Raw genomic sequence first — 19,186 nt, forward strand, 5'->3', positions numbered from 1 at the left:
AATGGAACAGATGAATTACGACGAAGCGGACCTGTTCGCTATTGAACACGGCGCGGCGGCTAACGGCATTCGAATGGATGAGGGAGAGTCAATCTTTCTGGCCCGTGAACTGGACTACGTTAAGTCTAAGGTTTACGAAGTCGAATACCCTGCACTGACTGCGACCACTCTCTTCCCGGTCACATCAGAAATCCCTTCATACGCCAAAACGTTCACTTACGGCGTATGGGATGCAGTAGGTATGGCGCGTATCATCGCTGACTACTCTGACGATCTGCCAAATGTCGGCGTTAACTATCGCGAAGAGACTGGCAAGGTGTTCAGCCTGGGTAACTTCTACGAATACAGCCTGATGGAAATTCGAGCTTCACAGGCAACCGGTAAGAATCTGCCAACTCGCCTCGCTAACGCTGCCCGTCGAGCGCATGACGTGAAGGTTAATGACCTGGCGTTCTACGGCGATGATGATTATCAGATCGTCGGCGTTCTGGAACATCCAAACATTCCAGTAACCACCTCTGCTGGCTGGACTACTGGCGAGATCGCATCTGGTGAACTGGAAGATGCAGTATCAGCAATCGAGACGGTAACTAAAGGCCTGCACTCTGCTAACGTTATCGCACTGCCGCCAAGCGCCTTTAAAATCCTGTCCAAGCCGATGCCAAACACCAACACGTCTTACATGACCTACTTCAACACCCAGTATCCTGGTATGCAGTGGATTCGTGTAAACGAGCTGGAAGACATCGATGGCGCAGGCGCTAAGGCCGCTCTGGTAATGGAGCGTAACGCTGATAACGCATCTATGGAAATCCCGCAGCCGTTCGAACAGCTGCCACCTCAGGCTAACAACCTGGCGTTCAAGATTCCATGCCACAGCCGCGCTACCGGCGTACAGGTTTACCTGCCGCTGACTCTGCATCTCATCAAAGGCATTTAAGAGGCTTCGGCCTCTTTTTTTTAAGGATTACCAATGAAGATTACCAACGCATCAGCACGACTGTATTACATCGCCGGCCAGAAGCTGGCACCAGGCCAGACTGCCGAAGTTGAAGATTCCTGGAAGGACAATAAAACGGTGCAGGCGTCCATCACTAAAGGTGAGTTGCGACTCGCTGATAAAGATGAAGCCGTAACCGCCAGCCAGGTAGAGAAAAAAGAGAAGGACAAGAAGTAATGAACATTGCCGCATTTGAAGGTCTTACGCCTCTGGAAATCTTCCGCAAGCTAGCGCCTGAATTTGCGGCTGTTCCTGATGAGGTTGTTCAGGGCTACATCGACCTGGCATCACTGTTTGTCTGTGAAGGCGACTACGGAGATGCATATAACGTGGCTCTGGCTCTAATGGCGGCCCATATCATGGCATCGCCTGGCGGTTACTCTGATAACGGTTCCACATCATCTGGTCGCATCCTCTCACGCAAGGAAGGTGATCTGGCAATCACTTATGGCAACGTATCAGGTGATTCCAGTTACCTCAGCGGGACTACATACGGAAACCTGCTACAACTGCTCCGCAAGAAAATGGGGGCAGGATTCTCGATTATGACTCGCGGAGTCGTGGGGGGATGCTTGTGTCCGTAAAAATCACAGACAACAAGCGGCAATGGGAAAGGTTCAGGCGAGAGATCAAGGCAACCGGAAGCAAAGAGGTAGTTGTCGGCATCCAGAAGGGTGAGGTTAATGATGGGGTGCTTGCCGCTGAATACGCAGCATGGAACGAATTCGGCACTAGGACAATTCCATCGCGGCCATTCATGCGCACATACTTCGACACATCGGTATCTCGGCTGGAAAGGTTCGCAACAAATGGAGTAACGCAAATTCTCCTCGGCAGAGCTACCTTTTCTCAGTTTCTGAATGCGGCTGGCGTATTTATGGTGGATGGCGTCAAGAAGAGCATCTCTGGAGGTGCCTGGACTCCAAACTCTCCGGTTACGATAGAGTTGAAGGGTTCATCAAGGCCGCTTATAGACACTGGCGTAATGCTTAATTCAGTCACCTTCGCCATTCATGATTACGGAAGGTCACAATGAGCAATCCGTTTCGCAGGCCTTATCAGGTGTTTACTCCATCGCCTTCGTCGTTGGTTAACGGCGTGATTGTTGATGGGGTAATGACGGAGTCAACCGCTTACTTCAGCGTGCAGAGTATCAAAGATACTCAGGAGATTGAGAGCCTGGAGGAAGGGAGGAGGTTAACTGATTATCGCCGTCTGTACAGCGACACTAAGCTCCAGATTACTGATGATTTCCCCATGACTCAACCTGCACTTGTCGTTATTGATGGTTTTAACTACGAAGTTAAGCACCGTGAACCATGGCAAAACGGAATCATACCCCACTATAAATATTATGTGGTAAGGAAACGCGATGGCTGAAACCACAGTGTCGAACTTCGTTCCTGATGCTGTAGAGTCTGCCGCTTACCGTGTTTTGTCCCAGCTATTACCCGTACCTCTCGCTTACGCCAATCAGAATAACTCCCGGCTTCCTCTGCCTTATGCCACGCTTCGTGTATCAACGCGCACGACTGTAGGCAGGGATGAGCATGGCGAAGTAGATGATGAAGGAGTAATGCCGTCACACGGTGTTAGAGAAGGAACGGTGATGGTTAATGTGTACGGCGGAAGCGCACGAGAGCATTGCGACGATCTGATTAATAACATCCGTAAAACAACATCACGCTACCTGATGCGCAGAGAGAAATTCGTTATCGCAAACAGCGCCCAGGTTAACGACCTTACGGGTCTGCGAGATGAAGCAAACTTCGAAGCGATGGCGAATGTAGACCTTACATTCCGCTACACCGGCAAGTACACGGATAACGTAGGGCTCATAGAAACCGTTGATGCGACAGGCGACATCGGCGGAATAGAAACACACCTCACTATCGCCGTCACATCCGACTAATCAACACGGAGTTTCATCAATGGCAAATCTAAGCCAGATTGCCAACGTGAATATTTCGCTGGACACAGCGAGTATCGCGAAGGCGTCATTCGGCATTCCACTTGCAGTTTCGCCGACAACGGCATTCAGTGAGCGAATCCGTAAATATTCAAGCTACAGCGCGGCGCAGCAGGACGGACTTGACCCGCAGACGCTCAAAGCGCTTTCAGCAGTATTCAGTCAGACCCCGCGCCCAAATCAGGCATGGGTAGGTCGCCGAAACGCAGTTTCTGTAGACCTGACAGTAACCAACGCGACGATCACAACGGGCAACATTTTCGCATTCAGCGTGAATGGCACCACCGTAACGTACACCGCAGCGAGTGGAGATGATGCGTCAGACGTATATACCGGTCTGAAAACAGCGCTGGCGGCACAATCTGTAGTTGATGCGTTGTTTACCAGCACAGCTGATGCTGAAGGGCTGCACCTTGCAGTGAAAGTTCCTGAGACAGCAACCATCGTCAAGCCAGTGACCAACCTGTCAATCGCAACCGCAGGCTCAGCAGATGGTTTAGAAGCTGACCTTAACGCCATTCAGCAGGAAGACCCGGGCTGGTACGGCTTTGCTCTGGTAGAACGTGGTGACGCGCTAATTCAGGATGCAGCGGCATGGGCTGAGACGCAGACCAAACTGTTCTTCGCATGCAGCGATAATGCTGATATCTGGACGTCTGCTGATGACGATATCGCATCGCAATTGCAGGATCTGCAATATCTGCGTACAGCGCTGATTGCTCACAAGGAAGCCGCGACTGAGTATCCTGAAATGGCATGGATGGGTCGATGCTTTACCATTGCGCCCGGTGGCGAAACGTGGGCACTTAAAACACTGTCTGCTATCACGCCGAGCAAGTTTAGCGACACAGAGCAGAGCTACATCTTCCAGAAGAACGCCAACGCCTACGAACAGTACGCAGAAAACACCTATCTGATTAACAAAGGCAAGGTTGCATCTGGCGAATGGATTGATGTTGTGCGATTCCGTGACTGGCTTGTAGACACAATTCAGAAGAACATGGCTTCTCTGATGATCCGCCAGAAGAAGGTGCCTTACACCAATGGCGGCATTGCCCTCATTGTCAACAACCTGAATGGTTCACTTATTCAGGGGCAGCAGGCAGGTGGAATCGCTCCTGACGAGCGCGACAGCGAAGGCAACACAATCCCTGGCTTCCGTATCACTTACCCAAATGCAGCCGACGTATCTGCTGATATCAAAGCTACCCGCACTCTCTATATTGAGTTTGTGGCGCTTCTGGCTGGCGCAATCCAGGTGGTCGAAATCACCGGCTCACTTACCTATAGCTACGAGGGCTAATTATGGCTGCTGAATTAACTGGCTCTTATGACGGATCAGAAGTGTTTGTCACTATCGGCCCGTTGCTATTAACCGGCTTCAGTGATGGAGACTCCATTACGGCTCGTAAGAACGCCAACTTCTATGAATCACGCGCTGGTCTCGATGGCTCAGTAGGTCGTGCGCGAGTTACCGATAAGCGTGGGCAGATCGAGCTTCATCTTTTGCAGACATCCGCGGCAAACGACGAACTATCTGCACTGATGAACCTTGATTCATTAACGCAGGACGGCAAGGCAGTTTATCCGGTATCAGTAACTGACTTCTCTGGTCGCACTGTTATTGCAGCAGGCCAGGCGTGGCTTTATCAACTTGGTGACGTGGCCTTCTCTACTAACGAGGTTGGTGAACGCATTTACACCTTTGAATGCGCTGACCTGAAATTCTCCCTCGGTGGTAACAACGTTTAACAATGCCGCCTTCGGGCGGTTTTTTTGAGGTCCATATGTCTCAGGAATTCGCAACCTTCCATATCGGTGACAAAGAGTTTAAAGCCGCAAAAATGAACGCCTTCGCTGCGGCAAAGCACTTAGTAAAACTGAAAACGCTGCTTGATAAAGGCCTGTCTTCAGGCGGTGATGCAAACGCAATTCAGTTACTGGCCGGCATCGATGAGAAAACGCTGGAGGAGGTCATTATTCCTATCCTGCGAGATTCATCAACATTCAGCGTTACTGATGAGAAGAAAATAGACAGCCCTAACGCAATGAACCTTGTGTTCACCGTAGACACGCTGTTCGACTTCTTCGAGCTGTGCTGGGAAGTGCTGAAGCTCAACTTCACCCCTTTTTTTACGAAAGTTCTCACCCTGTTTGGGTTAAGCCCAGAAGAGCTGGCAAATCGGGTTCAGTCACTGGCGAAAAGTGCGACCCGGGAAAGCTAAGGGAAGATGTTGAAGCAGAGCTATGGGTGTGGCGTCCAATAATGAGAAATATGTGTACGGTTGCAGAGGTGAAGTCAGGCCTTATCACATGCGAAGACCTGCTCAAGCTTAATGCCCTCATAGAGATGACCGACTATCTGAACACGCCAATGGAGAAGTAAATGGTCATAAGAGAGTTACTTATCCGCCTCGGCCTTACCGGATCAGATAGTGTGGGGCGAGGACTGGACAGGGTAGACGGAAAGGTCGATAAAACCATTCAGTCATTCAATGCGCTTGGCGGCGTTCTTGCTACAGTATTCGGTGCTGTAACCATCTCAAACATTGCCAAAACCGCTGACGAGATGCAGTCTCTGGAGGCTCGCATTGGAATGCTGCCGCAGACCATCACTACCGGCGCAGAAGCGTTCGACACTGTGGCTCAAAGGGCAAGTGCAGCAAGGCAGGGGATTGAAGAGTATGCATCATTTTACATCAAGGCTGGTAACGCCACTCAGGACTTCTATAAAGACCAGGAGCAGGTTTTACAGCTTACCGATGCAGTCTCCATAGCGCTTGCTGCTTCAGGCTCAACAGCAGTGGCTCAGGGGCAGGCTTTCTTCCAGCTTGGTCAGGCAATTGGTTCTCCAACTGTCCAGATGGAAGAGATGAATACGCTTATTGACGTGGCTCCTGACCTGTTCAGAGCGCTTGGTAAAGCTATTCCAGGGGCGAACAATAACCTTAAGGCTTTCATCTCCTCCGGCAAGGTGACTGGGAAAATGCTTGCTGAAGGGTTGATTAAGGTACTCCCGCAATTCGTCGACCAGTTTAAACAAATGCCTATGACTATTGGTCAGGCGCTTGTTCTTGTAAATAACAGATGGTCGATGTTTATCAACAGGCTTAACCGCAGCAGCGGAGCTGTGACATGGGTGGCAAATAAGTTCCTGTGGATGGCTGATAAAATCGAGTATGCACTGGACTCAGTTATCGATGCTCTTGGTGGCGCAGAGAATGCGGTAAAACTACTTGGAGTAGCTCTTGGCGCAGCAGGACTTGTAGGTTCTGTTTATCTCTTGTCCGCAGCATTTACCGCACTCACAAGCCCTGTATTCTTGGTGATAGCTGCACTTGCTGCTCTGTTCCTAGTTGGTGAGGATATTAACTCCTGGCTCAATGGCAACAAGTCTCTTTTGGGAGACATGATCGGGCCGGTTTCTGAGTACACCGATTCAATTAATTCTTTGAAAGTGGCTCTTACAGACATGAAGGATATGGCCGTGTGGGCGCTCAACGTCCTTAACAGTCTAGCCAACTTCTTCAACTCCAGTCAGGACAAAGTTCAGGAATGGGGCGACCAGTTAGGAACAACAAAATTTGCACCATGGCTGAAGGAAAAGGCAGGGTGGCTTGTTGAGGATTTAGGGAAGTGGGCTTCGTGGGGAAATGCGCAAACAAACGGTGCGTTTGATATCCCCAGGATGTGGTCAGATACGCTTGCAGGGGTGAGAGGCTTCAACCAGGACGCAAAAGGTGGAAATACTCTACTCCCGAGCTATCAATCTCTTTCATTGCCACCGCCATCAGCAGCAACTGGTCCTAAGATAGATGTCAATATAGGCAACATCTCAGTCCCTGCCGGAACTTCTGATGAGCAGGTGAAATTCCTCCAGGATAGCGCCAAGTCAGCATTCAGTGACTATGGATGGAATGCGCTTGGTAACACATTAAACTTCAACACTGGAGGTTAGCATGGCAACTGATGTGCTTGGCTTCCTCTGGAACTCGGCAGGCGACAGCACCTTTAGGCTTAATGACCCGGGCGTCGGCAATCTTGAGTTCGACACTCTGGACCAGGAAACGCATGAGTGGACGCGCGATGTGACAATGAATCCCGTAGAAAACGGGTCGCCAATATCAGATCACATCATCCGTCAGCCGAAAAAGATTACCGTTGCCGGCATGATAAGCAACGCGCCGGTGACGGGGGTATTAACTCAGGCAGCAAACGCTCTGGATAGCGGCTTCGACGGGGAGGACAGGGTTAACACAGCTATCAAGCTGCTCGACTCGTTATATCTTTCAAACGAACTGGTAACTATCTACACCAAAAATTACACCTACGAGAATATGCTCATTCTGGGAATTAACATTCCCAGAAGGGTGGATGATGGTGATGCGGTCAATTTTACGATAGATGCTGTTCAGGCAAATATCGTCAGCACAGCTACGACAGAGGTTCCGCCTGGTGTAGGCGTCAGGAAAACTGATACGACCAGTAATGGCGCTACTGCTAAAGCCGGGACATCAAACTCAGCAGACCCCGCTACTGCTAACCGGGCTACGCCAACCAAAAACGTTGGTAAGAATACTGGTTCAATCCTGAGTCAGGCTTTGGGTGGCTTGTCCGGTTCGGGCGGTAAGCTTCAGGAATATCTCGGCAACATCATAGGTAATGTCACCCCATGACCCCACTAAATTTTCAGGCTGGATTTACTGACCAGACATTGCAGGCTGTTTTCGACGATACACCGGTTACGCTTCGCCTGCGATGGAATGAGCGCTTTGGCTTCTGGTCGCTTGGTATCTATGACCGTGAGTCATTGCCGATCATAACCGGAGTTAAGCTTGTACAGAACTCCCCGCTTCTGAAGAACTTCAGTTTCGATAACTTCTCCGGAGATATCTACTTCATCCGTACGTATGGTGAAAAGGTACGTCCTGATATCGATTCGATTGGAGGCGATCACCTGTTGGTGTATGCCACTAAGGAAGAAATAGATGAGTTTGTTTCTGCGAACGGGTGAAATCATAGTCGGTCAGCCTCATGGTGAGGCGGTAAGTATCAAAGACCTGAGATTTGAGTTCGACATCACCAAAACAGCAAGCAAAACCGCCAACGAAGCATCACTAAAAATCTACAACGCCGCCCCCACAACTATCACTTTGATGGAGACCATAAATAACGTGGTCATCATCAAGGCTGGCTACGTCAATGACATCGGCGCTATCACCATCTTCACTGGCACCACATGCCGTAGCCTGACGTATCAGGATGGGCCTGACATCATCACGGAGATGGAGTTAAGGGACAGCGTCATACCTTTGCGCGACGCCAAGATAAGCGTTTCCTTCCCTCCAAATACGTCAGCAATGACCGTTCTGGATGGAGTGGCGAAGAACTTTGGCCTACCAATCAAGAAGAGCATTAGCAAGGTACAGGATAAGCAATACGTCGGCGGATATGCCTACAACGGCAGGGTCCGTGATGCCATGGACAGGGTCTGTAATTATCTCGGGCTGGAGTGGAGCGCTCAGGATAGCGAAATACAGATTATCAAAAAGGGTGGCGTCTATGCAGACACGGCAGTCGTGCTGTCGAAAGACACTGGCATGATCGGATATCCACGTCGTGAAGCTAAAACCATGACCGAGAAGACGGCGGCCAAGCAGGGCATCAAATACGGTCAGAAAGGTATCGTCAGGACGGTGGTGGATGTAGAAGACCCAACGGCGAAGCTCAAAGACCGGGTCACTCTTGAGGTGCAGGGCTACCGGGTTAAATCACTGCTTAACCCTGCCATTTATCCTGGCGCGTATGTGCAGCTTAAATCTCGCGGAATTGATGGAGAATTCTTCCGGGTTGAAGAAGCACATTACACCGGTGATACACACGGGCAGGAATGGAGCGTGGAAGCGCTATTGAGGTTTATCTGATGGCTGATAACAGTGATGTAGTAGAAGCGCTCAGACGGCTTGTCAGCTCGGAAATGGACACGGTAAACACCGCACTTCCATGCACCGTGGTGAGTTATTCAGGCGGCAAGGTAACTGTAAAGCCTGATGGCGAGAAAATATACGCAGATGGCGATACCAACGCTTATCCGGTACTCAGCGATTTGCGCATGGTGTGGCCGCAGTTTGCAAACGGACAGGCTGGATTAAAGGGCCCTGTTCAGGCAGGCGATAAATGCCTTTTGGTGGTATGCCAGCAGGCAACCGATGGAAGCGACGATACAAGGCGATTCGACATCATCGACTCATACGTTATCCCTGGCGCTGGTTATAGTGATGCAGTCCCTGGCAACGATGACGTGAGGATGTATTTTGGCGATGCCTTCATTGCTATCGATGCCAACGGGAAAATGACCATCAATGCGCCAGGCGGGGTGGAAGAAATAACCCCATTGCACACCGTTAAAGGAAGCATGACCGTTGAGCAGCTATTCACTTACCAGGGCGGCATGACTGGATCAGGAGGCGAAACATCGGTAGCTACCATAACCGGCACGATGCAGGTGATGGGTGACGTTGTCATCAATGGCATAAGAATAGGCACTCACCGTCACCAGGGTGATAGCGGTGGCACTACAGGCGGTCCGGAGAACTAATGATTGATTTCAGACTTACAGATAACAAAGTCGTGTTCACTAACGGCCTTCTTCAGTATGTAGACGGTGCCGAGCGAGTCAGACAGCAGGTCGAGTTCAGACTTAACCTGTGGCGCGGAGAGTGGTTCCTTGATAGCCAGTTCGGAACGCCGTACTTACAAGATATTCTCGGGAAGCAGGTAACGCTTAATGGCGCGCTATCAGCTATCCGTACAGAAATCCTCGCTGTAGAAGGTGTTACCGGCATAGTTGAGTTTACCTACAACTTTGACCGGGCAGAGCGAAAGCTGAGCATAGAGTTTACAGCCAACACTGATTACGGGTTGGTGCAATACCCATGATAAATACCCCCTTCAATATGCCTCGCCAATGTGCGGGGCTTTTTTATGCCTGAAATAAGGTGCATATGGCTGATTACATTACTGCGACAGGCTTTGACAAGCCGACATTACCGGAGATGGTTCAGGAAATCGGTGATGCAATGGAAACGGTCGTCGGACCGATTAACAGAGAGGCTGATTCGACCACCGGACAGTGGATCGCAATTGAAGCTGAGCAAAACGCAATTCACTTTGAAACTGAAGAGGGGTTGTGGGCTAGCCGGTTTCTTGCTTCTGCTGAGGGATTCGCTCTTGATGCTCTTGGCGACTGGATGGGTGGGATTACCCGACATGGCAAAACCACGACAAAAGTGAATGCCGTTATTTATGGCTCTGAATCACGTCTTGTTCCTGCTGGTTCTCTCGCGTCGTTCGGTAACTACCAGTTCAGACTGACGGCAGATTACACCATCTCGCGCTCGACGCTTCTGGATGGAGAGGTGAGGGTGTCTAACAACACTCAACCCTCCTACACAGTACGGATTGCTGGCGTTGACCATACCTACACCAAAGTAGCTGGAGACACAGTAAACACTATCGCTACCGGACTTGCTGCGGTTGTTGATTCAACAAGCCAGTATTCAGCCACAGCAAATGGCTCAGTAATCAGGCTCACGTCTGAAAACCTCATCGAAGGTTACGCAGTTTCGCTTAGTGCTGGCGTGGCTTGGCAGCTGATTGGCTCACCGGCAATCTTTGAGGCAACTGAAGCCGGTCCGATTGTCGTTCCTGTTGGCGGACTAAACAATCCGGTAAGTGCCATCACAGGATGGACAGGAGTTAATAACCTGGTTCAGGGGGCTACCGGTTCAGATCGCGAATCAGACACGGATTATCGCCAGCGTTTGTATCAGAGCAGAGCGTCATCAGGCGGTGCGGCAACCATCCCAGCAATTGAGACGCGCCTTATTACGGAAGTCAGCGGAGTAACCTTAGCCAAAGTCATTGAAAACGACACCATGGCGACAGTGGACAGCATTCCACCAAAGGCCATGCATACCATCGTTTCTGGGGGGCTTGAGCAGGATATTGCTGACGCTATCTGGAAGTACAAAGGAGCAGGCATAGCAACTTACGGTTCAATTGCTATCACTGTGTATGACCGGTACGAGAGACCACATATCGTGAACTTCTCAAGGCCTACAGAAGTGGATATTTACGTTAAAGTTGACGTTGTTCTTCTGGATACAGAGGAGCCGTTACCAGCTGCTGTTGTGGACGCTATAAAGCAAGGTGTTGTTGCTTACGGTGCCACTCTCGGCCTTGGTGATGACGTTATTACCCAGCGCATTTATGGCTACATCTACGCCAATACAACCGGCATCGGGAAAATGACCATCACGGTCAGTACTGATGGAACTACGTTTGCCGAAAGTAACATTTCCGTTGCTGAAAACTCCTTTGCTTCGTTCTCCGCTGCCAATGTGGAGGTCACAGGTGTCTGATGAATGGATTGATATCGATTTCCTTGCGCTGATACGACAGAGGCCTACTGACTGGCTTAAAAAAGGCGGGCAGGTTCCTGACCTCTTTGCTGCTGTTGGTGTACTTCATCCAGAAATTGAAGCCCGCGCAAAATATATCTACCTGACGCAGAGCATATACAACGCCCACGGCATAGAGCTTGACAGATTTGGTCAGTACGTTGATGTGGATCGGGATGGGATGCCTGACGATGATTATCGACGGGCAATCATGCAGGCGAAACTTGCAACTTCCTTTAGCGGAACGCCAGATAACGTCATGGTCGTAACAGCAACTACAACATCAAGCACTGATGTTGAGATTGTTGAGTTGCACCCTGCCGCCTTTAGCGTGCACGCCACCGGACCTTATGTACCAACAAACATCAACGCCATCGTCGACCGCGCTTCTGTGGCGGGTGTCAGAGCATATTCAACACACGATTATGGGCTCAACGGTTTCTCCCTTGCTGGGATAGACACCAATTCAGGGCAAGCGTTACAGGTCGGCGATAACACAGCAATGCAGGTAGACACCGACACGGCGCTTGGACTTAACCGTGGGTCTGTATTTATCGCTGGTTCCTACCTTGATGCAGCAGGTTCCGTATCAGGTGTTCTGGAAGTAAACGGCTCTTATCTCGGCGTCGCTGACGACGATTACCTTCTTATCTTCTCCCGTGACTATGGCGTCACCGGGACGATGCTATGCGGCGCTATGCCTAAGTGAGAATTAAATGGCTATCACATCATTTGCAGATACTGACGTCACTTATGCTGATGGGCAGAAGAACAAAGAACCCATTCCAGACGAAATCCTTGCAAGCGGCTTCGTCCCGCCTGTGCGCATGCCAGACGGATCTATCTCCACTGGAAGCAAACTTGCTGCCAATCATCTCAATACCCTGTTGAATGACCTGTACGCGCAAATCTCAGATTTGAAGGCGCGGGTATCAGCGCTTGAGGGGGCGTAATGGCTGACATTCTTCTCAAGTATCTGACAGATTTACCCTCTGCCGCTGACGCAGAATCCTCAGACCTGATGCATATCAACCAGGCTGGTAACGACCGCTCAATCACTCTGGAAGTACTGGCTTCAGCCATTTTCAACATCAGATACCCTGTAGGAAAAGTTGAGTGGTTCGCCAACGACACCAACCCAAATGCGATCTGGTCTGGCTCAACATGGGCGAGGGTTCCTGGTCAGGGGAAAACAGTACGCATAGCTAATAGCAGTGGTAGCGACGTTTTACAGCAGGGGGGGGCGGATACGTCGAGTATTTCAGTAGGCAATCTTCCTCCACACAAACATGACTACTCAGGTAAAACTTCTTCCTACGACTACGGGACCAAAACCACCACCTCCGACACTCATAACCACACATATCAGCGTCGAAATGGGTCTGATAGTGGTGATGTTGGTTCTGGTGGGAATATTTACGACCAGGGACCGGTATCAACAAATAACACTTCCAGCGATACACATAACCACACTGTGGCGATAGGTGCACATGAGCATGACTATTCTGGCTCAACTGCAAACACGGGTGGCGGCTCAGCTCTTGACGTAACTAATGCATATATCAAATTAGCAGCCTGGTACAGGACAGCATAAATGGCAGAACAAAAAGTAAAACTTACAGACCTCCCGGCAGCGACGGATACCATTGATACCGCTCAGTTACTGATAAACCAGAACAGTACAGACCAAAAACTTCCGGTTACGCACTTCCTTCGCGCCAAAAATAACCTCTCAGAACTGGCGAATATCGCACAGGCCAGAGCAAATCTTGATGTTCCTTCTGTTGATGAAGTTGACAGTAAGTTATCAGGCTTTATTGATGGATCATACACATTCAGTGCAGGCGGATCTTTGGCATCGCGTAATGATTTTATCTGGGACGAGGAAAGTAAAAGTTGGTACTACTGGAGCGGAGCTCTCCCAAAAGAAGTTCCAGCGGCATCGAGTCCAGAATCTACTGGCGGCATTGGCCCAGGTTTTTGGGTAGGTTTAGGGGATGCAGCATTAAGCTCTCAACTATCAAAACCTAGTGGAGCTTCGTTAATTGGCGGCAGTGTTTATGTAGTTGACTATTTTTCAGATGCAAAGGCGGCTAATGCCGGCAAGTCAAAGTACATCATGACGCGTGGGCATCATGTTTTCGGCGTTGGGGCGGCGACATATTTTAGTGATGGTACAACTGGCGTTCCATCAACTGGCAATGAGCTAAAATTTTTCGATGTGACCGGAAAGGGGTGGTATCTGCGTCACGATGGCCGCATTGATTGTCGTCAATTCGGCGTTGTGGCGGATGGAAGCGATGAAACTACGAAGTTGCAATTATGGTTGGATTGCTGCGCTCAATCTGGGGCCGAAGCGTATATTCCCTTAAATGTTTCCCCATCTGCTGCTGGCTTAATTTGTACCTCGCAACATAATGGTTTGAAATTCAAATGGCATGGGTATGTTAAGCACTGGGGAGATGGAACAAAGCCTGCAACTGTTGTAGATTCATGGGACCCTTCATCTGGATATGTTCTTTACCTGAAAGAAGTAAGTGACCTCACTGGAGAAATAAGAATTGATGGTGTAAGGACATCTAAGATAGCCGATGAACACATCCATAATATACATTCCTATGGCGGGAAAAATCACGTATTGTCATTATTTTTCAAAGAAACAAGAGGTGATGGAATTTATCTTAATGCAGCGCATGGTAACCAAGATTCAACACCTCCATCAAACATGAAATATCCATTAGTTGAGAGCGTAAACTCTGACTATGACGGTAGAAATGCGATGAGTATTATTTGCGCGGATGGCGTTTCCATAGGCACATTTGTTTCGTATAAGCATGGTGGACGCATTGGCACGGTTATGCAGCCAGGTGGTTTGGATATTGAACCAAATTATAGCTACCAGCCATGTACTAACATCCAGATTGATAGCTATTACTCACGCTCATGTGGAACAGGTTTTACTATTTTTGGTAAGGTAAATACTGGGAATATGGTTGTTAGAAACATCTCTATTTCGAAGATGGAAATTGTGATGGAGTATATTTCTTCAAATAACAATCAACTGCGTGGATCGCTTATTATGGGTGCTGATGGTTTGTACATAGGATCATCACATATTCGATGTTTATCAAATTACACTGCAAACTCCCCAATTGGCGTGCAAATTGATGCCTGTTATAATGCAGATATCAATATTTCTACCGAGAGGTTTTACCAGGCGGCAGCAATTGGCATCAAGTCATGGACTGAGGTTGGAGGTCTTGCCAAAATTGTAAATTCAAAAATATCTGTAACCCCTAGGATATTCCAGCGAGGAGCTGTAATAGGTGACGTCAATGGACTTGATTTTGTTATGCGTGGCTTCACCCCTACTTTGATGTCATCTAGTAGCGATGTGGGGCTTGTCCAAACAATTCAGGCAGATGGTTTGGGTGCATCTACAGCCATAAAATCAGCCCGTCTATCAGTATCAAGTGGTCTTGGTGCTGCTATTACATGGGGTGTTTTCTGCGTAAACACAAACATTGATCGTGAGACGTGCATAATTCATGATTCCGACTTATCTAGTATCGTGCACAATGGTACGACAACCAATAGACTAATCTCCACGGCAAACTTCCAAAAGAGGAACATAGCCGGTGTAACGCCGAAAGGAGGGGGTGATACAATAACAGGCACTGCAATTTGGGGGGTAGGAGATGTGGTTAATGACAATACTACATCATCAGCGGGTGGTTACATAGGAAAGATATACACAGCATCAGGATGGAAAAATTACGGAGCCATAAGCGCATAAAAAAAGCCCCGAAAGGGGCTTTAATTCAAAATGGAATACCATCATCATAAACTAGAATAGTCATTTTTTTAAATGTGAGCACTTCACTGGCGTAACCATAGCGCTCCTGTATACCAATGACGCACTTTTCTACGTCTGAACATTCTCTACCTTTAGATATAGCGAAGAATTGTCTCTTCGGAAGACCATTTAGGAATTCTTCGGTATGCCATGATCGCATTGTTTGCCACCTCACTGAATATGGGTCCAGTCTATATCCATCACGAATGAATATAGGGAATATCTTTACATCCCCTCGACTAAGCCAGTTAACAGTCATTGACTTATCCCAGAAATCACCGAAACCATATCGCAAGTCATGTTTCTTTAAGAAATCAATGTATTGATTATTTTCAGTTATTACACCTTTCGCCCACCACTTTTTCGTTTCATACGAGTTTATGGATGTAACAGCAAATAGAATAGTTATTACTAATAGTAACCTACTATATCTTCCCGATAGATTAATTGCTAGTATCGCGAATACACATGGGATTACGTTTACAAAAAAACGTGGTGGGCCTGGGAAAGACGAATTATTGCTTATAATGTATGAAGACACAATTCCGAGCAAAGAAAGGAATAATGTAATTGTTACATATCTCTTAATTCCACCACTTAGCCATCCAATCCAAACAGAAATAAGTACCAAAAACAACATTACAAAGAACGAAGCAATATAAAATATATTGCCTTTCATTACAGAAATATTTATTGTTTCCCCTATCAATATGATTGAGCCATAAATGTTCTGCAACATCATACTGATATCAACAATTTCAAACTTCTGTATGTCGAAGCCCATCAGAATAGGCAGAACATGAGTAATTGATAATCCAAAAAAGGCGGCCATTACACAAAGATGAGATACTCTCCTTTCCTTTGAAAGGAATAGGTAGATCTCAACAAGAAGTATTGGCATAAAGAATGTAGGTGCGATCCACATATCAGATGAGTTCGCAATCAAACCTATAACGGCTATCATCGTTGTTATGTAAATGTTGTTCTTTGATAGGTTTTTGGTAAACAGCAACAACATTAGAAATCCATACGCAGCAGTTGAATAATGCGCAAATGGATGAGCAACAAACCCATCAGTTAACATTATCTGAGGCAATAATGTAGTTCCTACGATAACCGAAACATAGCTCCACTTTCCATTTGATATTTTAGATATCTCAGAAGAAAACAATGTAACTAGTGCTGCAAATAATATAGTAGAAATCAGCAACGGAATTACACCATCATCTCCTAGCAAAAAGAAGATTGCGAAGTTAATTGGGTATACAGTAAAATACCAATTATCAGGAGTGGGTCTCCAGTCAAAAAAAGAAGACACTCCCTTATCTAAAAACTCTCTCCATACTAATGGACTATTGGCATAATCAGAGTTTATTGGAAAGTATCTTGATATTATAAATGCCAAGAAAGAAAAAGAAATAGCATACATAATAATGGATGTGATTTTATTGTTTCTATTGTAATTCATAACTTAATTACCCTTTTTAATTATGTAACGAGGTCTGTGTTTAACCTCAACATAAATCCTGCCAATGTACTCGCCAAGAACGCCAATCCCGATCAGCTGTATGCCACCAAGGAACAAAATTGATACCAGCAGGGAAGGGTATCCGCGAACCGGGTTACCAAATGCCAGGGTGTCAAGAATCATCCATGCTCCGTAAATGAATGCCATTCCGGCTACGAACAAGCCGATATATGTCCACATGCGCAGCGGGAACGTTGAAAAGCTTGTTATCCCCTCAAGAGCAAGGTTCCATAGTTTCCAGCCGTTAAATTTCGTGCTTCCTGCCACACGTTCTGCGCGGGCATACTCAACAACATCGGTCCTACCGCCAACCCAACTCAGCACCCCCTTCATAAAAAGATTGCGTTCTGGCATGAGCTTAATATTTTCTACCACATCACGAGACATCAGGCGGAAATCGCCAACGTTTTCCTCAATCTGCGGGTAGCTGATTTTGTTGTGTAGCTTATAGAACCATTCTGCAGTCTTACGCTTCAGTCTGCCATCAGTGGAGCGATCAGAACGCTTGGCCAGCACCATGTCTGCGCCGTCCTGCCATTTCTCTAGAAGGTGAGGGATGACCTCTATAGGGTCCTGCAGGTCAACATCAATCGGAATTATTGCGTCACCGCTAGCATGATCAAGACCAGCGAATAGTGCAGGCTCTTTTCCGAAGTTGCGCGTGAATGACAATGGAACCACAAGCGGATCTGCAATGGCAAGCGCGTGAATAATTGATTCCGTCGCGTCTTTGCTGCCGTCATTGATGAAGACTATCTCTACTTCATGCTGCTGTAGCCCTTCAAATTCCCGTACCGTTTTATAAAAAATCGGTATCGCGTCTTCTTCGTTGAAGACGGGAACGACCAGAGAAATTTTCATTTCGCATCCCTAAAGACAATGAACTTTGAATAGATAAATCCGCAGACCAGACTGATTGCGGAGAACAAAATTAAGGTAACGATCGGAGCCAGACCTGACTTGTCAGCCGCCCAGCCAACCGCAGCGCTAAGCGTGCCCATAAACCCCACATACAGCATATAGCGCAGGGTAGTGGTTGATGATTTGAATGTGAATCTGGCATTGGCGAAGAAGCTGAACGATACAGCAACAACGAACCCGGCAAAGTTGCCAAGGGCCTGTCCTGTATGGAATGCATAGATGCAAATGGCGAACACTACCCAATGAATGAGCGTGTTGATGACACCTATCGATGTGTACCTGGCGAATAACTTTAACATTATAGAAATCAGTGAATTCGGAAAGGTCTGAAGTGTAGCACCAGCCAGCGACTTGATCGACCCTCATGTTTGACGATACTGTATATATAAACAGTAATTATGTGGGGGTAAATATGCCACGCACAGCAGACATAAAGACCGCCTTTATTGCGGCCATACAGCTAAATCCTAATGGTTACCAGTACCTTCTGACCGATAGCTTCATCGAGAAGCTGCGTGAGTACAACTGGCACTTTTCCGCATCCGATGCAAATGCATGGATAGAGCGTTACCAGCAAGACTTTGTGGATAAGACAACAGACCACAGCGACAACCGATACTGGATCCTGCGTAACATGGGGAGGGTGCAATAATGGGCTTTCCATCCCCGGCGTCAGATTACGTTGAGCAACAGCTCTCACCTGTTGTGCTGTGTAACATAGGAGCGGATAGCAGAGTGCTTGAGACAGATATTGGTTTTGCAGTTATCGAGCCGTGCGTGAAAACCTGCGAAGGGGATGTACTTCTGATTCTGAGCGATGGGCGCACGCAATTTGCCAAGCTGATGGGTAAAGCGCTCATTACGGATGATGGGGAGGCAATAGAAGGAGCTGCGCTTGCAGATGTGGAGGTACTTGGAGTGGCGACGTTCTTCATCAACCGAGTAAGGGAAGATGACTGTCCGGTGATGTGATGGGGCATGGGTGGGGCATAAAGTTACCGCGAAACGACGTTAGTTCATTGCACATGACAAATCGTATCGCGGCAACATAGCAGAAGTTACCGCACATCAATCCAACATCAAGCCACTTCGTTAAAAGACTTAATAGTCTCCAGATAAAGATCGCCTGTAGCACAGGGGTACCGAGGAACGGGATCAGCGTAATGACGTCCTTACTGCTGAGCGAGCTGCCGATCCCGAGCATGATCCCGCAGAACGAGAGAAGCGCCACGGGCAGCATAAAGGTTTTACCCAGTTGCTGGAAAAATTCCCACAGCGATATTTTTTGTGCTGTTTTCGCCGTCATAAAACGACTCCTTTATTGTTAAAATCAGTTTGTCTGCTTCAATGCTGCGAGAAGATAAAACGTTTTATCAAAGTTTAGTGCGCGCTGAATCACATTCTCAGCCTTTCACTGGTAGTATAAAGATAACGTATTGATAAAACGTTT

General features: G+C 47.9%; 25 protein-coding genes and 1 pseudogene. 22 read left to right on the plus strand and 4 right to left on the minus strand.

Translation table 11 applies throughout. From position 1 onward, the window contains the following. The first annotated feature begins 1 nt into the window (after window position 1). The 20 genes from PUZ33_RS12400 to PUZ33_RS12495 all read left to right on the plus strand — a co-directional run bounded on the left by PUZ33_RS12400 (window position 2) and on the right by PUZ33_RS12495 (window position 15,227). Complete coding sequence (locus PUZ33_RS12400; RefSeq protein ID WP_062676804.1) at window positions 2-940, plus strand: DUF2184 domain-containing protein; 939 nt, start codon at window positions 2-4, stop codon at window positions 938-940. 33 nt (window positions 941-973) lie between these two features. Continuing rightward, entirely contained in the window at window positions 974-1,177 is a 204-nt protein-coding gene (locus PUZ33_RS12405) for a hypothetical protein (RefSeq protein WP_047352417.1), read from the plus strand. Continuing rightward, a complete protein-coding gene (locus PUZ33_RS12410) occupies window positions 1,177-1,584 on the plus strand; it encodes a DUF4054 domain-containing protein (protein WP_062676805.1) in 408 nt (135 codons plus the stop codon). Before PUZ33_RS12405 ends, PUZ33_RS12410 begins: the two co-directional genes overlap by 1 nt. Continuing rightward, window positions 1,569-2,036, plus strand: a complete 468-nt coding sequence (locus PUZ33_RS12415) for a hypothetical protein (protein ID WP_065189108.1) — start codon at window positions 1,569-1,571, stop codon at window positions 2,034-2,036. Before PUZ33_RS12410 ends, PUZ33_RS12415 begins: the two co-directional genes overlap by 16 nt. Further along, a complete protein-coding gene (locus tag PUZ33_RS12420) occupies window positions 2,033-2,380 on the plus strand; it encodes a hypothetical protein (protein WP_062676806.1) in 348 nt (115 codons plus the stop codon). Before PUZ33_RS12415 ends, PUZ33_RS12420 begins: the two co-directional genes overlap by 4 nt. Beyond that, on the plus strand, window positions 2,373-2,912 hold the full coding sequence (locus PUZ33_RS12425) for a phage neck terminator protein (protein ID WP_062676807.1): 540 nt from the start codon (window positions 2,373-2,375) through the stop codon (window positions 2,910-2,912). The genes PUZ33_RS12420 and PUZ33_RS12425 overlap by 8 nt, the downstream gene beginning before the upstream one ends. Window positions 2,913-2,931: 19 nt before the next feature. Then, window positions 2,932-4,272, plus strand: coding sequence for a DUF3383 family protein (locus tag PUZ33_RS12430; RefSeq protein ID WP_252107698.1), 1,341 nt, complete (start codon window positions 2,932-2,934; stop codon window positions 4,270-4,272). A gap of 2 nt (window positions 4,273-4,274) precedes the next feature. Further along, a complete protein-coding gene (locus PUZ33_RS12435) occupies window positions 4,275-4,721 on the plus strand; it encodes a phage structural protein (RefSeq protein WP_006809752.1) in 447 nt (148 codons plus the stop codon). Between the two features lie 35 nt (window positions 4,722-4,756). Then, on the plus strand, window positions 4,757-5,194 hold the full coding sequence (locus PUZ33_RS12440; protein ID WP_062676822.1) for a phage tail assembly chaperone: 438 nt from the start codon (window positions 4,757-4,759) through the stop codon (window positions 5,192-5,194). 161 nt (window positions 5,195-5,355) lie between these two features. Continuing rightward, complete coding sequence (locus PUZ33_RS12445) at window positions 5,356-6,927, plus strand: tape measure protein (protein ID WP_252107696.1); 1,572 nt, start codon at window positions 5,356-5,358, stop codon at window positions 6,925-6,927. A gap of 1 nt (window position 6,928) precedes the next feature. Beyond that, window positions 6,929-7,645, plus strand: coding sequence for a phage baseplate protein (locus PUZ33_RS12450; protein ID WP_062676810.1), 717 nt, complete (start codon window positions 6,929-6,931; stop codon window positions 7,643-7,645). Beyond that, entirely contained in the window at window positions 7,642-7,983 is a 342-nt protein-coding gene (locus PUZ33_RS12455) for a phage baseplate plug family protein (protein WP_062676811.1), read from the plus strand. Before PUZ33_RS12450 ends, PUZ33_RS12455 begins: the two co-directional genes overlap by 4 nt. Further along, window positions 7,958-8,893 (plus strand): phage protein, encoded by a 936-nt coding sequence (locus PUZ33_RS12460; RefSeq protein WP_062676812.1) that lies wholly within the window; start codon window positions 7,958-7,960, stop codon window positions 8,891-8,893. Before PUZ33_RS12455 ends, PUZ33_RS12460 begins: the two co-directional genes overlap by 26 nt. Continuing rightward, window positions 8,893-9,567, plus strand: coding sequence for a Gp138 family membrane-puncturing spike protein (locus PUZ33_RS12465; protein ID WP_062676813.1), 675 nt, complete (start codon window positions 8,893-8,895; stop codon window positions 9,565-9,567). The genes PUZ33_RS12460 and PUZ33_RS12465 overlap by 1 nt, the downstream gene beginning before the upstream one ends. After that, window positions 9,567-9,908 carry a hypothetical protein gene (locus PUZ33_RS12470; RefSeq protein WP_062676814.1) on the plus strand — a complete coding sequence of 114 codons (342 nt, stop codon included), beginning with the start codon at window positions 9,567-9,569 and terminating at the stop codon, window positions 9,906-9,908. The genes PUZ33_RS12465 and PUZ33_RS12470 overlap by 1 nt, the downstream gene beginning before the upstream one ends. Window positions 9,909-9,973: 65 nt before the next feature. Continuing rightward, window positions 9,974-11,392, plus strand: a complete 1,419-nt coding sequence (locus tag PUZ33_RS12475; protein ID WP_062676815.1) for a baseplate J/gp47 family protein — start codon at window positions 9,974-9,976, stop codon at window positions 11,390-11,392. Continuing rightward, window positions 11,385-12,140 (plus strand): hypothetical protein, encoded by a 756-nt coding sequence (locus PUZ33_RS12480; RefSeq protein ID WP_252107695.1) that lies wholly within the window; start codon window positions 11,385-11,387, stop codon window positions 12,138-12,140. Before PUZ33_RS12475 ends, PUZ33_RS12480 begins: the two co-directional genes overlap by 8 nt. Window positions 12,141-12,147: 7 nt before the next feature. Beyond that, window positions 12,148-12,384, plus strand: coding sequence for a hypothetical protein (locus PUZ33_RS12485; RefSeq protein WP_062676817.1), 237 nt, complete (start codon window positions 12,148-12,150; stop codon window positions 12,382-12,384). After that, window positions 12,384-13,025, plus strand: coding sequence for a phage baseplate protein (locus PUZ33_RS12490; RefSeq protein WP_062676818.1), 642 nt, complete (start codon window positions 12,384-12,386; stop codon window positions 13,023-13,025). Before PUZ33_RS12485 ends, PUZ33_RS12490 begins: the two co-directional genes overlap by 1 nt. Further along, on the plus strand, window positions 13,026-15,227 hold the full coding sequence (locus PUZ33_RS12495) for a hypothetical protein (RefSeq protein ID WP_252107694.1): 2,202 nt from the start codon (window positions 13,026-13,028) through the stop codon (window positions 15,225-15,227). Window positions 15,228-15,252: 25 nt separating this feature from the next. Here the strand turns inward: PUZ33_RS12495 and PUZ33_RS12500 are convergent, their stop codons facing one another. The 3 genes from PUZ33_RS12500 to PUZ33_RS12510 are packed head-to-tail and all read right to left on the minus strand — an operon-like array spanning window position 15,253 to window position 18,035. Further along, window positions 15,253-16,755 (minus strand): hypothetical protein, encoded by a 1,503-nt coding sequence (locus PUZ33_RS12500; RefSeq protein WP_235174174.1) that lies wholly within the window; start codon window positions 16,753-16,755, stop codon window positions 15,253-15,255. 3 nt (window positions 16,756-16,758) lie between these two features. Further along, complete coding sequence (locus PUZ33_RS12505; RefSeq protein ID WP_211944414.1) at window positions 16,759-17,676, minus strand: glycosyltransferase family 2 protein; 918 nt, start codon at window positions 17,674-17,676, stop codon at window positions 16,759-16,761. Then, the gene (locus tag PUZ33_RS12510; RefSeq protein ID WP_032634964.1) at window positions 17,673-18,035 is read right to left on the minus strand and encodes a GtrA family protein; all 363 of its coding nucleotides are present in this window, start codon (window positions 18,033-18,035) and stop codon (window positions 17,673-17,675) included. The genes PUZ33_RS12505 and PUZ33_RS12510 overlap by 4 nt, the downstream gene beginning before the upstream one ends. 113 nt (window positions 18,036-18,148) lie before the next feature. Here PUZ33_RS12510 and PUZ33_RS12515 point away from each other — a divergent pair, with 113 nt between their 5' ends. Further along, window positions 18,149-18,388 carry a hypothetical protein gene (locus PUZ33_RS12515; protein ID WP_252107738.1) on the plus strand — a complete coding sequence of 80 codons (240 nt, stop codon included), beginning with the start codon at window positions 18,149-18,151 and terminating at the stop codon, window positions 18,386-18,388. Further along, window positions 18,388-18,708, plus strand: a complete 321-nt coding sequence (locus tag PUZ33_RS12520) for a hypothetical protein (RefSeq protein WP_112032451.1) — start codon at window positions 18,388-18,390, stop codon at window positions 18,706-18,708. Before PUZ33_RS12515 ends, PUZ33_RS12520 begins: the two co-directional genes overlap by 1 nt. A 139-nt stretch (window positions 18,709-18,847) precedes the next feature. Here the strand turns inward: PUZ33_RS12520 and PUZ33_RS12525 are convergent. Beyond that, a pseudogene (locus PUZ33_RS12525) lies at window positions 18,848-19,042 on the minus strand (PTS sugar transporter subunit IIBC); the annotation flags it as partial. Window positions 19,043-19,186 lie beyond the last annotated feature (144 nt).

This window comes from Enterobacter cloacae complex sp. 2022EL-00981 (assembly GCF_028737495.1).
Lineage (GTDB): Bacteria > Pseudomonadota > Gammaproteobacteria > Enterobacterales > Enterobacteriaceae > Enterobacter > Enterobacter cloacae.